This window comes from Polynucleobacter sp. 15G-AUS-farblos (assembly GCF_018882445.1).
GTDB lineage: Bacteria > Pseudomonadota > Gammaproteobacteria > Burkholderiales > Burkholderiaceae > Polynucleobacter.
Genome location: NZ_JACVOM010000003.1, coordinates 221,533 through 236,015, shown reverse-complemented (window position 1 = coordinate 236,015; position 14,483 = coordinate 221,533). Strand labels below are relative to the sequence as shown.

The following is a 14,483-nucleotide window of genomic DNA, read 5'->3' as shown; positions in this document are numbered from 1 at the left end:
ATGAAGACCACTTTCTTGCGCGCCCTTTTGATTCCCCTTTTGCTTTTGGTCTTGGCTGCTTGTAGTCCTAAGCCAGAATTTAAAAATATCGACATTACTGGCGGTACTGCTTTTGGAAAAGACTTTAGTTTGCTTGATACGGATGGAAAAGTCAGGACGCTAGCAGACTTCAAGGGCAAAGTAGTTGTGATGTTCTTTGGCTACACACAATGTCCCGATGTTTGCCCAACTACCTTAACTGAAATGCAGCAAGTCATGAATCTAATGGGGCCTCAGGCAGATCGGGTTCAAGTATTGTTTGTGACGGTTGATCCAGAGAGAGATACTGCAGCCATCTTGAAGCAATATGTACCTGCATTTGATAAGCGCTTCATAGGCTTAAGACCGGCAGATGAAGCCGCTTTAGAAAAAGTCACTAAGGACTTCAAGATTTATTACCGCAAGGTGCCTGGTAGTAGTCCAGGCTCATACACCATGGATCATACGGCGGGAAGCTATGCATTTGATCCCGATGGTCGTCTGCGTTTGTATATCAAGCATGCACAAGGTCCTGAGACCTTGGCACATGACTTGAAAGAACTCTTAAAGTAATTAAAGAATTAGCTTAGGCAGCTTGCAACATGCCGCGCATCTTTTTAAGAGCGGCAGTTTCTATTTGACGGACACGCTCTGCAGATATGCCGTACTCATTGGCAAGATCATGCAAAGTTTTTGTGCCGTTACCATCAGCATCCATTGCTAACCAACGTGACTGCACAATATTACGACTGCGCTCATCTAAAGCCATTAAGGCTTGATCTAACTTGGGTCCCTGCAGAGCATCTGATTCGGCGTGAGCCATCATCTCTGTTGGCTCTTGATTATTGTCAGCAAGCCATGCAATCGGTGCATAAGCAGAATCTTCGTCGTTATCGTCGCCTTCAAGTGCAACATCGCCACCAGCAAGACGCATTTCCATTTCTTTTACATCGGAACCTTTGACATCAAGCGCTTTAGCCAGAGCATCTACTTCAGCTGGGCTGAGAGCGCTCAAGGTGGGCTTATTACTCCGAAGATTAAAAAATAATTTACGTTGTGCTTTAGTTGTTGCCACCTTAACGAGGCGCCAATTTTTTAAGATGTACTCATGTATCTCTGCCTTGATCCAATGAATTGCATAAGACACTAGACGAGCACCGTTGTTCGGGTCGTAGCGCTTAACGGCTTTCATTAAACCAATATTGCCTTCTTGAATTAAGTCGGCATGAGGAATGCCATAACCAAGATATTGACGAGCAACAGAAACCACTAAGCGCAAATGGGAGAGTACCAATGTTTTAGCGGCATCTACATTTTCAGTGCGACGAAATTCTTGCGCAAGATGTAACTCTTCCGCAGCGCTGAGCATCGGTACGCGATTGACGTAAGCAATGTAGGAATCAAGAGTGCCAACCCCAAGGGATGGCAGCATCGGAAATGCAGACGCCGCCGCAGTCTGCGGTACTGGCAGTCTTTGCATATTCGGTTTGTCAGATTTCTTTTGAACCATTTTTTTATCAATATGAGGTGTTAATAGAAGTCTATTTTAGCACTCTTGTCAATAGAGTGCTAATCCTTTTAAAAGTCTTTAAGTGTCTGATTTAATTGAATAATTCTGAGGCATATTGCCCTGCTGTGAAGGCGGCTAAATCATCAATTCCCTCACCTTTACCTAGAGCCAAGATTGCCGGTTTAGGTCCCTCTTGTAGGGTATGGGCTAGGGCGCAAATAACCCCGCCTTTTGCGGTGCCATCAAGCTTGGTGACAATGATTCCTGTCAGCCCCAATGCCGCATGAAAGGCCCTTACCTGGCTCAATCCATTTTGACCTGTATTGCCATCAAGGACTAGCAAAGTATGGTGTGGGGCGCCTGGAAGGGCTTTACCAATGACCCGTTTTACTTTCTTGAGCTCTTCCATCAGATGGTCTTGGGTTGCAAGACGACCCGCTGTATCAATAATCAAAATATCGCTTTTGCGTGAAATCGCTGAATGAATGGCATCGTGGGCTACTGCAGCAGCATCCCCACCTTCTTGGGTAATCACGTCTACTTGATTGCGTCCACCCCATTCTTGAAGTTGATTGCGTGCAGCAGCTCTGAAGGTATCTCCAGCAGCCAAAAGAACAGATTTATTTTGCGCCTGAAAGAGACGACAGAGTTTGCCAATCGTGGTGGTTTTACCCGCACCATTGACGCCAACCACCAACCAGACCTCGGGAATAGCCGCTTTATCAGTAATGAATAGAGGGTTAGGAGAAGGCTCTAGGGGCTTTAGTAAGGAGTCAACCTCTTGAATGAGGAGCGCCTGAAGCTCCTCAGGGCTGGAAGCCTTTTCTGATTTAGCTGCCTTGCGTAACTTGCCGATGAGTTGTTCGGTCGTAGGAAGGCCCACATCACCTTGAATCAGTGATTCTTCTAAGGTATCAAACCAAGCTTCATCCGTTTTGCTTGATTTGAAAAGAGATCCGAGGGTTTTACTTAATCCGAACATAATCGATACAATTTAATCCTTGCATCTTATCAATTTAATTCTTGGGACATGGTGATTTAGCAGATGCGATCAAATTTACTTCGATTTTTCTTATTCTTTCTTATAGCTACCCCCCTGTCATGGGCTGCTACAAGTAATACGCCTCAAACCCATGAGTTCAATTTAAGCAATGGTCTGAAATTGATTGTCAGGGAGGATCATCGTGCGCCGACAGTAGCCCATATGGTTTGGTACCGTGCCGGCTCAATGGATGAAATCAATGGCAAAACCGGGGTAGCCCATGTGCTTGAGCACATGATGTTTAAGGGGACTAAAAAAGTAAAGTCAGGAGAGTTTTCTCGTTTAGTTGCAGCAGTAGGTGGTCGTGAGAATGCTTTTACTTCACGCGATTACACCGCGTACTTTCAGCAGGTAGAGAAATCAAAATTAGAAGAAGTCATTAAGCTTGAAGCAGATCGTATGTCAAATCTCAATTTTGATGACGCTGAGTTTGATAAAGAGATTCAGGTTGTGATGGAAGAACGTCGACTACGTACAGAAGATAATCCAAGTAGCCTCTTGTATGAATCCTTGATGGCCACTGCTTACATGAGTTCACCTTATCGCCATCCGGTGATTGGATGGATGAATGATTTAGTGAATATGAAAGCAGCCGACGCACGTGATTGGTATCGCAATTGGTATGCGCCCAATAATGCTACCGTTGTCATTAGCGGTGATGTAGATCCGCAGAACATGCTCAAGCTAGTACAAAAGTACTACGGTGTTGTTGCACCTCATGAATTACCGGTACGTAAGCCACAAATTGAGCCGCCACAAAAAGGGATTAAACAAGTTGAAGTAAAGGCTCCTGCAGACAGTGCTCAACTGGCTATGGCCTGGAAGGTCCCTAGACTTGAGCCAGGTAAGCTAGATGACCCTGAGCCTTATGCATTAGAGCTTCTAACAGCAGTCCTTGATGGCTATGACAATGCCCGTCTCAATCGGGTTTTGGTGAAGCAAGAGAAAGTCGTCAATGATGTGAATGCTGGGTACGACATGATTTCTCGTGGACCCGAATTATTTTTAATTAGCGCCACGATGGCCAAGGGAAAGACGGTAGCGCAAGCACAAGCGAGCATTCGCAAAGCCCTTGAAGAGATTAAGCAGAATGGGATTTTGGAGTCAGAGCTCAAGCGCATCAAGGTGCGCATTTTGTCTAATCAGATTTATAAACGGGATTCTATTTTTGGCCAGGCAATGGAAATTGGTAGTAATGAGATGGCCGGCTTCTCTTGGAAAGATATTGATTCCATGCTGGAGAAAATGCAAACCATTACACCCAAACAGGTGCAAGAAGTTGCTAAAAAGTATTTAGTCGATGATGGTTTAACCATTGCTGTATTGGATCCTCAAGCCAGAAAATCTCCTGTAAACAAGGAGGGCAAATGATGCGCGCTTTAAACCGGGGATTGTGGATCAGTATTTTGAGTGTTGGGCTAATGCAGAGTGCCTATGCCATATTGCCCATCGAAAAACTCAATTCTGTCAAAGGGGCCAAAGTATTTCTGGTGCAAACCAAGGCTTTGCCTATGGTAGATATTGAGATCAGCATTGATGCGGGTGACCGTTATGATCCCGCAGATAAAAGTGGCCTAGCAGACATGACGGCAGGCCTTATGAGCTATGGCGCTCGTGGTGATAAGGGGGTTTGGACCGAAGCTCAAATTGCCGATGAAATAGCGGATTTAGGTGCCAATATTGGGGTGTCAGTAGGCGGGGAACGTACCACTATGCGGATTCGGAGTTTGAGTCGCAAAGATCTACGAGATAGAGCAGTGCAATTAGCGGCGACCATGCTCAGTTCACCTTTGTACGACGCCAAAATTTTGGAGCGTGAGAAGCAACGTTCCATTACCAATTTGCTTGAAGCAGAAACAAAGCCTGAATTTGTATTAGAGCGACGTTTTAAAAAATCAGTTTATGGCAGCTACCCCTTGGGTAACTCGCCAACCGTGAAATCAGTAGGCTCAGTGAGCGTATCTGACTTAATGCAATTTCATAAAACGTTTTATCGCGGTGATCGCATCATTATTAGTATTGTGGGTGATGTTGATAGCGCCCAAGCTGATGAGATTGCGCAAATCTTATTGAAAAAGATTCCGCAGTCTGGCGTAGCAATTGCGCCGATACCAATGCTTGAGCGCTCTCCTGTAGAGAGTTTGGTTGCACGAGAAATACAAATTCCGTTTGGTTCTCAACAGGCTCATATCGCCATGGGTATGACAGCAATTGCCCGCAATAATCCTGACTACTTTCCTTTACTGGTGGGTAATTACATATTGGGCGGCGGTGGCTTTGTGTCTCGACTGGTATCCGAGGTCAGAGAAAAGCGGGGGCTTGCTTACAGTGTGTTTAGCTACTTTGCACCTGGTAAAGAAACTGGAATTTTCCAGTCTGGCCTACAAACAAAGAATGACCAAGCTGCACTGGCGCTGGAAGTGTTGAGTAGTACGATTGGTAAATTTATTGCCGATGGTCCCACAAGTTCAGAGCTGGTAGCTGCCAAGTCCAACTTGGTTAATGGTTACCCTTTGCGCATTGATAACAATCGCAAGTTACTGGATAACGTGTCGTCGATTGCCTGGAATGATTTACCTCTCGATACGATGGAGATATGGACGAAGCAAGTTGAAGCGGTGACCTTAGAGCAGGTGACTGCTGCATTTCAAAAACATCTTGCGATGGACCGTATGAAGATTGTGGTCTTGGGTGCGCAAAGCAAAACTGCCCGCTAATAGCGCATGAACAAAGCGGTGATTAAAAAAGGTTCAAAACTTGAGCCGCCTAAGAAAGTCAGAATCATTGGGGGTATATGGCGTAGTCGCTTGCTCTCGGTTTTAGATTTACCAGGCTTACGCCCTACTACTGACCGTATTCGAGAAACCCTCTTTAATTGGCTTGGACAAGATTTAAGTGGATTACGTTGTTTGGATTTATTTGCAGGTACTGGTGCATTGGGCTTTGAGGCTGCCTCCCGCAACGCTGAGTTGGTGGTGCTTTTAGAGAAAGATAAAAAAGCCCACGTCAATTTGCAAGCGAACTTCACATTGTTGCAATCTTCCCCAGTGACGGGCGCGGTCGACATTTTGCATGCAGACAGTTTAGAGTTCTTAAAAAAACAGGCGGATCATTCCTGTCATTTGATTTTTATAGACCCTCCTTTTCAAGATTCAGCATTACTCGATCGTGCAGTGATTGAGGCTGCTAGAGTGTGTGATGACTCTACTGGTGGGGGTATTTATGTCGAGTTTCCCGCCAGCCGTACCCGTGAGGAAGTAGAAGCCCTGATACCAGAGTGGCATTGTGGAAAATACTTAGAGGCAGGGGCCGTAAAAGCCTGTCTATTTCGGGGTAGAAGAGGCTAAACTCTTGCCTGTAGCTGATAAAGCCTTAGGAGATTTATGACTGTCGCTGTATACCCAGGAACATTTGACCCCTTTACTCGTGGTCACGAGGATTTGGTGCGTCGTGCATCTAGCATTTTTGATGAACTTATTGTGGGCGTCGCCTCAAGTCGTAGCAAACATCCTACCTTTACATTAGATGAACGTATCGATATCGCTAAGGAAGTGCTTAGCCATTATTCCAATGTAAAAGTAGTTGGCTTTAATGGTTTGTTAAAAGATTTTGCTCGTGAGCATCATGCGCGTGTGATTGTGCGTGGTTTGCGGGCGGTATCCGATTTTGAATATGAGTTTCAGATGGCTGGAATGAACCGTTATCTTTTGCCTGATGTAGAAACTTTATTCTTGACCCCATCCGATCAGTATCAATTTATTTCAGGCACTTTTGTGCGTGAAATTGCCTCTATGGGCGGCGATGTCAGCAAGTTTGTTTTCCCATCCGTCGAAAAATGGTTGGTTCAAAAAACGGCTGCAAATGAATTAAATAAAAAGTCAGGTTAATAGGTCAGCCATGGCTTTAATGATCACGGACGAATGCATCAACTGTGATGTGTGCGAGCCCGAATGCCCAAATGATGCGATTTATATGGGCTTAGAGATTTATGAAATTCATGCCGATAAGTGCACTGAGTGTGTTGGACATTACGACGCACCTCAGTGTCGTCAAGTGTGCCCAGTTGACTGTATTCCATTTGATCCCGCTCACAAAGAAAGCCAGGATCAACTGATGGTGAAGTACAACTTATTGATGGCTAAGAAAAAAGCAGAATCAGCTTAAGTCTTGGAATGCAGCTCGAGCATGGCTGCTGCAGTATCACCCTTTAAGAAGAGCGGCAAAATATGCAAGCCATTTTCAATGCTGGCATCAATCAATTTTTGTTCGGCCAGCTGGGGTCTTCGTAAAACATAATCAGCGACATCCATAGGGCGTCCATCCCCAGCCAAGTCTCGCGGATGGCCGATACCTATGCGTAAGCGCCAGTAATCGGCTGTGCCAAGATGGGCTTGAAGGTCTTTGAGGCCGTTGTGTCCGCCTGTTCCGCCACCTAATTTAATACGTGCTGTGCCCGGCTTTAAATCTAACTCATCTTGTACTACCAAAATGTCAGGAGGGGTGATTTTATGAAAGCGACACAAGGCTCCAACAGCTTGTCCACTTAAATTCATATAAGTGCTTGGCTTGAGAAGATAAAGATCCTCTCCTTCCCATTTCGCTTTAGCAACTTTTCCATGAAAGCGTTTTTCAGTTTCAAAACGCGTATTCAATTGTTTTGCTAGGGCATCAACAAACCAGAAGCCGGCATTGTGCCGATCTACTTCGTGTTCTTCGCCTGGATTGCCTAGGCCAACAATTAATTTAGTCATGGTGGGAGTTTAAAGATATAAACGCTTTTCTACAAAGTACAAAAAAGAAAGCCCGCTTTCGCGGGCCTTCGGTTGCAAAGAATGCGACTTTAAATCATTAAGCCTTATCTTTTGCATCCGCTGCAGGAGCGGCAGCTGGAGCTGCAGCGGCTGGAGCAGCCTCTTCAGTTTCAGCGGCTTTAACAGCAGGAATACGTGCATTTGCAAGTACTGGGTTTTCTTGCTCAACGTGCAATACCAAAGAAACACCTTTAGGTAATGCAACGTCTTTAGCGTGAATAGAATGACCCACTTCAATTTTGCCTAAGTCCACTTCAAGGAACTCTGGTAAGTCTGCTGGTAAGCAAGATACTTCCAGATCGTTGAGGATGTGGCTAATAACAGCGCCTTGCAATTTCACAGCTGCTGAAGTTTCGGCGTTAGTGAAGTGCAATGGAACGCGCATGTGAACTTTCTCAGTCGCAGATACGCGCTGGAAGTCAATGTGCAAAACCAATGGCCTGAATGGATGCATCTGGTAATCACGCAGCAACACTTTTTGTGTTTTGCCACCAATTTCCAAATCCAAAATGGAGGAGTGGAATGCTTCCTTGCGGAGAGCATGGAACAACGCGTTATGGTCTAACTCAATGACCAAGGCTGGATCTTTACTACCGTAAACGATTCCCGGAGTTTTACCGGAATTGCGCAGACGGCGGCTCGCACCCGTTCCCTGTACGCTTCTTTCAAAGGCTACAACTTTCATATCAAATTCCCTTTTAAGGTTAATTTCCGTTCGCGACCAAACAGAAAAGCCTTCAATTATATCGTGGGAATGGGTATTTTTGCCTACAAATGGCTCAAAACTACCAAAAAGCAAGTAAATACAGCTTTTTTGGCTTATTCGGCAAACATGGACATGACTGAATCGCCCTTACTAATGCGGGAAAGGGTTTCAGCCAGGATCGGTGCCACGCTCAACTGACGAATTTTGGCCACTTTCATGGCTTCTGGGGTCAATGGGATGGTATCGGTCACTACAAGCTCATCTAATTCAGAGGAGGCAATACGAGCCACAGCACCGCCTGACAGGACCGCATGAGTACAGTAAGCGGTAACACCCTTGGCGCCACGCTCTTTAAGCGCTTCAGCGGCCTTACAGAGGGTTCCGCCGGTATCAATGATGTCATCCATGATGACGCAATGACGGCCTTCTACTTCGCCAATCAGGTGCATTACTTCAGAAACGTTTGCTTTGGGGCGACGTTTATCAATAATGGCTAAATCGGTACCCAATTGCTTAGCCATAGCGCGGGCACGCACTACACCCCCAATGTCTGGGGAAACAATGATGAGGTCTTTTTTGGTCTTCTGTGCCTCTAGGTCAGCCAGCAACACTGGCGATGCATAAATGTTGTCTACAGGGATATCAAAGAAGCCTTGAATTTGGTCAGCATGGAGATCCATGGTCAGCACACGCTCGATGCCGGCTACTGACTGAAGCATGTTTGCCACGATACGAGCAGAGATCGCAACGCGGGCAGAGCGCGGGCGACGATCCTGTCTGGCGTAACCGAAGTAAGGGATCACTGCGGTTATGCGGCTTGCAGATGCTCGCTTGAGAGCATCGATCATGATCATAAGCTCCATCAAACTATCGTTTGTTGGAGCACAGGTTGATTGGATTACAACAACATTTTTACCGCGTACATTTTCTTGAATTTCCACCTGAATCTCACCATCGGAGAACCGGCCTACAAAGGCTTTGCCCATTTGGAGATTGAGCTCTTTGGCAACAGCGTGCGCCAAAACGGGATTTGCGTTGCCTGTAAATAAAGTCAATAAATCGGCGTTCATGGGGGCGGACATAGGCTTTGGGTAGAGGTTAAGTGGTTTCTGTGTCGTTTCTACAGTATTTGGCAGGGGAAGAAGGATTCGAACCTTCGCATGCTGGAATCAAAATCCAGTGCCTTAACCAGCTTGGCGATTCCCCTACAGGTCATTCTGAAGAAATCAAATTGTAAGCGGGATTTTTATTTAACCCCCTAACAATCCTACCTACCCACCCTTCAGGAAGCTTCTGCAAAAGATTATGAAGATTTGCGTGGTCGATCTTAGGCTCTAAGACGGCAAAAACGCTACTTCCAGAGCCTGACATTCTAGGCGCTGAGCCTGGTACTGCCTGGCTAATCCAATCTAAAGCTTGCTTCACTTCTGGGCATATCCGCGCCGCTACTGCCTGACAATCATTCGTTTGTGCTAACTGTGGCGATGCAAGAAAGCCATCTATTGTAATCGGAGCGTGATCTCGGGTCAATTGAGGGTCTTGAAAAATGCTTGCGGTAGCGATGCCTCGATTAGGAAAAATAACCAAAAAATCCTGAGTTGGCAGAGAAATTTCTTCAATTTTCTCTCCTATGCCCTCAACAAAAGCATTTTTCCCAAAAATAAAGAAGGGCACATCTGCCCCCAGTTTTAAACCCAGCGTACTTAATGTTTGTTTATCTAAATTGAGATTCCATAGGGCATTTAATCCAATCAAAGTACTTGCCGCATCGGAGGACCCTCCGCCTAAACCTGCACCCATTGGAATTTCTTTTTTGAGATCAATTTCTACGCCACCCGGACAACCAGAAAAATCTTTCAATAATTTCGCTGCACGAACGACTAAGTCATCTTCAGGTGCTACGCCAGAAATAGGATTGATTCGTCGAATTTCATTTTCTGGAATGAGTTTAAGTGTGAGTACATCACACCAATCGATGAGTTGAAAAACAGATTGCAATAAATGGTATCCGTCAGATCGACGACCAATGATATGAAGAAATAAATTGAGTTTTGCTGGAGAGTGAAGCTCCAAGATCTCGGTGTGAGGCTTAATCATTTGGGCGATCAAATACCAAGCGAATATCAATCGACCCCACATTTGAACTACGAGTCATCGTTAATTTTTCTAGGCGATTTGCATCATTCCAGCTATAGATTAAATTCCATCCATCTTGATCAATTTTACTGACCTGACCTTTACTATTTCTTTCTACACTTGCATTGCTGCCAGGACGAATTTGTCCTCGCAACCAATCTGATAAACCACGTGCAGGTAAGGGCAGTCCCAAAGTATTTTGAACTAAAGAATCGGCATCGATTGCAGTGGTGACTTGACCATCACGCTCAAGACTTGCCTCACCAGGCGTAATCGTAATTTTGGCAATCGATCCGCCCATTGGATTGCGGATCTCTAAGATGTCTTTAAGCTCATCTTGGGTCAGGGTAAAGCCGCCTGAGCCGCCTTGGTTTTGGGTATTAGTAAGACCGGTCACTTTCACCGCAAAACGACCGTCCCAAGAACCTTTAGAGACACGCTCTGCAACGGACCAATTAGGCTTTAAGCGTTTTAAAGTTTCTTTAAGCGTGGGATTATTAGCATCAAGCTTTTGACCTTGACGCCAAATCTCTTCTGCTTGCTCTGGTCGATTCAGGACCCACAACACTTCTCCTAAATGCGCTGCAATATCGGCTTCTGGTTTGGTATTAAATGCTTGTTGTAGTTGTTCTAATGCGAGCGTGTTTTTACCCAATCGAAAGTTGACCCAACCTAGGCTATCTAAGATGAAGCTATCTTGTGGTGAAAGCTGATGTGCTTTACTAATCAGCGTAAAAGCTTCTGTTAATTTGAGATTGCGATCAGCTAATGAGTAACCTAAAGCATTCAATGCATTCACATCGTTTGGATTCTTGCGCAAAATCTCACGCAATGTTTTTTCCATCACATCTAAGCGCCCTACCTTTTCTGCGGACAAGGCGTAGGTATAAAGCAAGGGCGCATCGTTGGGCAGAGTCTTAACGCTAGAAGCAATTGCATAAAAAGCATTTAAGGCTTCCGATTCATCCTTGGCTCTTGCAAGCAAGCCCTGCAACTGCTTTAGTGTGTTTTCTTGTTGTGCAAGAGATTGTTGCTTTAACAGGTTGATCGCAGGTTCAATGGCATTCGACCAGCGGTCACTTAAGATCAACAGGGTGACTAAGACTTCTTTAGGCTTAGCATCTGAAGCAGGGGCCAAACTGGCCCAAGATTGGGCTGCCTGCAGTGCTAAAGCAGGAGAGCCCGCATTAATGGCGATTTCCATAGCTCTTTGGGCCAATCGTGGGTCCTGGTATTGCCGAGCCATTTCAAGATAGGTATTAAAGGCTAGACCTGCTTCTCCGCGCTGCAGGGCAATCTCTGAGGCGAGGACCTCAAAAACAGCCTCCCCAGACTCTAGGCCGCTATTTTGAGCTTGAGATGGGAGGACAACTCCGCTTGTTAAGGCGGCAATCAATAAACTCTGCAAAAGTGGCTTAAGTCTGAATTTGCTCATAAGCACATTCTAATCTGCGAATCTACAATCCATTTATGCCAGAGCTTCCAGAAGTAGAAGTTACCCGATTAGGAATTGCCCCTCATTTAATAGGGCGCAAGATTAGTGCCGTCAAGATCATAGACGGGCGCTTACGTTGGCCTGTTCCACGGACGCTACCCACCATTTTGCAAGACCAGCAGGTGCACTCGATTGAGCGCCGGGGTAAGTATTTGCTAATGGAGCTCGATACGGGATTTTTACTCTTGCATTTAGGAATGACGGGAACCCTTAGGGTGTTGCCAGCCTCAGACCCCCTAAAGACCCATGACCGAGTGACTCTGGAGTTTGGCAAATTAAGCTTGCGATTACACGACCCCAGAAAATTCGGCGCAGTCTTATGGCATCCCAATACTAAAGGACCCATTGGTGAATTTGCCTTATTAAAAAAATTAGGGACCGAGCCATTCTCTCCAGAATTTGCTGGGGATTTGGGTGGTCACATTTTGTATGAATGCTCACGTGGACGGAGTATTGCAGTCAAGCAATTTTTGCTCGCAGGCCAGGCGGTCGTTGGTGTGGGCAATATCTATTGTTCAGAAAGTTTATTTGAAGCAAAGATTCATCCTGCTAAAGCAGCTGGAAAATTAACCCGTCCGGAATGTATGCGCTTAGCGAATGCAGTACGTTTGATTTTAAAAAAAGCGATTGCTGCTGGTGGTAGTAGTTTGAAAGATTTCGTCAACAGTGAAGGTGATCCTGGTCATTTCATGGTGCAAACAAAAGTCTATGACCGCAAGGATCAGCCTTGCAAAGTTTGCAAGACGTCCATTAAACAAATCGTGCAGGGGCAGCGCTCCACTTATTTCTGCCCTCAATGTCAAAAACGTTAATAGATCAGTTTTCTAAAAAACTAATTGCTTGGCATCAGCGTAGCGGGCGTTCTGGCCTGCCTTGGCAAAATCAGCGCGACCCATACGCTGTCTGGGTTTCAGAGATTATGTTGCAGCAAACCCAAGTAGCAACAGTCTTAGAGCGCTACCCTCGTTTTATGAAGCGATTTCCGACGGTTCGAAAATTAGCAGCCGCAAATCTGGATGAGGTATTAGCAGAATGGGCAGGGCTTGGCTATTACTCACGTGCCAGAAATTTACATGCTTGTGCACAACAGGTAGTCAATGTGTTCTCCGGAAAATTTCCTAGTGATCCTGTACTACTTGAGCAGCTTAAAGGTATTGGTCGTTCCACAGCAGGCGCTATTGCTGCATTTGCATTTCATGAGCAAGCACCAATCCTAGATGCCAATGTGAAGCGGATTTTGGCACGCTTGTTTGCAGAAGAGGGATCTCTTCAGGAAAAAGCAGTGAATGATCGACTGTGGGCTTTGGCAAATACCTTATTGCCAAGTAAGCCTGAGGATATGCCCGTATACACTCAGGCCTTGATGGATTTTGGGGCAACCTGGTGTACCGCACGAAAGCCAGTGTGCTTAAGCGGTGAGCAGAAGTGCCCTTTTTTAAATGAGTGCCAAGCCAACTTAAGCGATCAAGTTTTATTATTTCCACAAAAAAATATCAAAGCAAAATCACCAGAGTTTGATTGCGATATGTTGTTGCTGAGAAGTGGAAATTCTGTGCTGTTACAAAAGCGTCCAAGCAAGGCAATTTGGGGCGGCCTTTGGTCGCTTCCAGAATCATCTTGGAGAAATAAGTCAGCACCTGGGCTTTCTGCTAAGCAGCTGCTTGAGATGGTCCTTCCTCAGGAGCAGACAAGTAGCCTATTGAAGGCTTGCAAAAACCTCAAGCAGAGTGAGTCGATTAAGCATATATTTACTCATCGTCGCTTATGGATGCATATATGGGGGGCAGATTTAAGGACGCCATTTGAGCCCTCCGACCCTAATCTCAAATGGGTTGCCCTAAATCATCTTGGGCATTACGGCTTACCGCAACCAATTAAAGTGCTTTTGCAGAAATTGAGTCTAATTCGCGGTGGCGATCTAAAAAATTCAGCTGCAAATTAGCAAGATCTTTTTGCGCTCTAAAGTGTTCGCTAATTCGATTGACTAGATAAACCGAGCGGTGTTGACCACCAGTACAGCCAATCGCAATAGTTAAGTAGCTACGGCCATCCGCAATATAGTGCGGCAACCACTTATCAATAAATTGCGTGATATCACTTTCCATGCTCATGACTTCTGGAATTTTTTCCAAGAATTCTTTTACCGGCTTGTCATTACCCGTTAGCGGGCGCAGGATTTTGTCATAGTGCGGATTGGGTAAGCAGCGCACATCGAAAACGAGATCTGCTTCACTCGGAACCCCTTTTTTAAAGCCAAAGGATTCAAAAACGACGGTGAGGCCTAGGGGCTTATCTTTGAGAAGGTCTTGAATCCAGGAGCGCAAGGCATGTGCTGGAATATTGCTGGTATCAATACTATGAGCCTGTGTACGCAAGGGCTCGAGCAGTTTGCGCTCTTTATCGATTGCCTCAATCAGCGTTGCTGATTGTGATTGTTTTGCATTGGAAGATAGGGGGTGACGTCTTCTTGTCTCAGAAAAGCGCTGCACTAAAGTATTGGTGTTGGCATTTAAAAATACGATACGCACTTGATGGTTGCGTCGCAGATTTTCTAAGATAAGAGGAAGATTTTCGATGGACTGACCGCGACGGGCATCGATCGCAACTGCAATACGTTCACATTTTTCTTGCTCGAGGGTGCTGACCAGACTTTCTAATAAAGAAACTGGCAGGTTATCTACACAGTCGTATCCAGCATCTTCAAATGCCCTCAGGGCAACTGATTTACCCGAGCCTGAGATTCCGGTAATCAGATTAATTTGCAT

At 45.5% G+C, this 14,483-nt stretch carries 16 protein-coding genes and 1 tRNA gene; 8 read left to right on the top strand and 9 right to left on the bottom strand.

The annotated features are described in order from the left end of the window. Positions 1–591, top strand: coding sequence for an SCO family protein (locus ICN41_RS06235; protein ID WP_216292047.1), 591 nt, complete (start codon positions 1–3; stop codon positions 589–591). Between the two features lie 13 nt (positions 592–604). Here ICN41_RS06235 and rpoH read toward each other — a convergent pair whose 3' ends face one another. Together rpoH and ftsY are read right to left on the bottom strand one after the other, a co-directional pair. Continuing rightward, positions 605–1,528 carry an RNA polymerase sigma factor RpoH gene (gene rpoH / locus ICN41_RS06230; RefSeq protein ID WP_216292045.1) on the bottom strand — a complete coding sequence of 308 codons (924 nt, stop codon included), beginning with the start codon at positions 1,526–1,528 and terminating at the stop codon, positions 605–607. Between the two features lie 91 nt (positions 1,529–1,619). Then, positions 1,620–2,510 (bottom strand): signal recognition particle-docking protein FtsY, encoded by an 891-nt coding sequence (gene ftsY / locus ICN41_RS06225; protein WP_216292043.1) that lies wholly within the window; start codon positions 2,508–2,510, stop codon positions 1,620–1,622. Between the two features lie 63 nt (positions 2,511–2,573). Between ftsY and ICN41_RS06220 the strand changes: the two genes are divergently transcribed. Genes ICN41_RS06220 through ICN41_RS06200 form a run of 5 tightly spaced genes read left to right on the top strand, consistent with a single transcriptional unit; the run spans position 2,574 to position 6,734 of the window. Then, complete coding sequence (locus tag ICN41_RS06220) at positions 2,574–3,941, top strand: pitrilysin family protein (protein ID WP_216292041.1); 1,368 nt, start codon at positions 2,574–2,576, stop codon at positions 3,939–3,941. Further along, positions 3,941–5,287 (top strand): pitrilysin family protein, encoded by a 1,347-nt coding sequence (locus ICN41_RS06215; RefSeq protein WP_216292039.1) that lies wholly within the window; start codon positions 3,941–3,943, stop codon positions 5,285–5,287. Before ICN41_RS06220 ends, ICN41_RS06215 begins: the two co-directional genes overlap by 1 nt. Before the next feature lie 6 nt (positions 5,288–5,293). Next, entirely contained in the window at positions 5,294–5,917 is a 624-nt protein-coding gene (gene rsmD, locus ICN41_RS06210; protein WP_216292037.1) for a 16S rRNA (guanine(966)-N(2))-methyltransferase RsmD, read from the top strand. A 36-nt stretch (positions 5,918–5,953) separates the two neighbouring features. Continuing rightward, the gene (coaD, locus tag ICN41_RS06205) at positions 5,954–6,457 is read left to right on the top strand and encodes a pantetheine-phosphate adenylyltransferase (RefSeq protein WP_216292034.1); all 504 of its coding nucleotides are present in this window, start codon (positions 5,954–5,956) and stop codon (positions 6,455–6,457) included. A gap of 10 nt (positions 6,458–6,467) precedes the next feature. Next, positions 6,468–6,734, top strand: coding sequence for a YfhL family 4Fe-4S dicluster ferredoxin (locus ICN41_RS06200; protein WP_216292031.1), 267 nt, complete (start codon positions 6,468–6,470; stop codon positions 6,732–6,734). On the opposite strand, the gene pth is transcribed toward ICN41_RS06200, so the two are convergent. The 6 genes from pth to ICN41_RS06170 form a co-directional block, all read right to left on the bottom strand. Continuing rightward, the gene (gene pth / locus ICN41_RS06195; protein WP_216292030.1) at positions 6,731–7,321 is read right to left on the bottom strand and encodes an aminoacyl-tRNA hydrolase; all 591 of its coding nucleotides are present in this window, start codon (positions 7,319–7,321) and stop codon (positions 6,731–6,733) included. The genes ICN41_RS06200 and pth overlap by 4 nt on opposite strands. A 97-nt stretch (positions 7,322–7,418) precedes the next feature. Next, positions 7,419–8,066: a 50S ribosomal protein L25/general stress protein Ctc gene (locus tag ICN41_RS06190; protein ID WP_216292028.1), complete on the bottom strand. Its 648-nt coding sequence runs from the start codon at positions 8,064–8,066 to the stop codon at positions 7,419–7,421. Positions 8,067–8,200: 134 nt separating this feature from the next. After that, complete coding sequence (locus ICN41_RS06185; RefSeq protein WP_216292223.1) at positions 8,201–9,157, bottom strand: ribose-phosphate pyrophosphokinase; 957 nt, start codon at positions 9,155–9,157, stop codon at positions 8,201–8,203. A gap of 60 nt (positions 9,158–9,217) precedes the next feature. Beyond that, positions 9,218–9,294: transfer RNA gene (locus tag ICN41_RS06180), tRNA-Gln, on the bottom strand. A gap of 5 nt (positions 9,295–9,299) precedes the next feature. After that, a complete protein-coding gene (gene ispE / locus ICN41_RS06175; RefSeq protein ID WP_216292026.1) occupies positions 9,300–10,184 on the bottom strand; it encodes a 4-(cytidine 5'-diphospho)-2-C-methyl-D-erythritol kinase in 885 nt (294 codons plus the stop codon). Then, positions 10,177–11,658 carry a lipoprotein insertase outer membrane protein LolB gene (locus ICN41_RS06170; RefSeq protein ID WP_216292025.1) on the bottom strand — a complete coding sequence of 494 codons (1,482 nt, stop codon included), beginning with the start codon at positions 11,656–11,658 and terminating at the stop codon, positions 10,177–10,179. The genes ispE and ICN41_RS06170 overlap by 8 nt, the downstream gene beginning before the upstream one ends. A gap of 35 nt (positions 11,659–11,693) precedes the next feature. On the opposite strand from ICN41_RS06170, the gene mutM reads away from it, so the two are divergent. Next, entirely contained in the window at positions 11,694–12,530 is an 837-nt protein-coding gene (gene mutM, locus ICN41_RS06165) for a bifunctional DNA-formamidopyrimidine glycosylase/DNA-(apurinic or apyrimidinic site) lyase (protein ID WP_216292023.1), read from the top strand. Then, positions 12,515–13,660 (top strand): A/G-specific adenine glycosylase, encoded by a 1,146-nt coding sequence (gene mutY / locus ICN41_RS06160; protein ID WP_216292021.1) that lies wholly within the window; start codon positions 12,515–12,517, stop codon positions 13,658–13,660. The genes mutM and mutY overlap by 16 nt, the downstream gene beginning before the upstream one ends. Here mutY and rapZ read toward each other — a convergent pair. Beyond that, positions 13,593–14,483 (bottom strand): RNase adapter RapZ, encoded by an 891-nt coding sequence (gene rapZ / locus ICN41_RS06155; RefSeq protein ID WP_216292019.1) that lies wholly within the window; start codon positions 14,481–14,483, stop codon positions 13,593–13,595. The two genes, mutY and rapZ, sit on opposite strands and share 68 nt — an antisense overlap.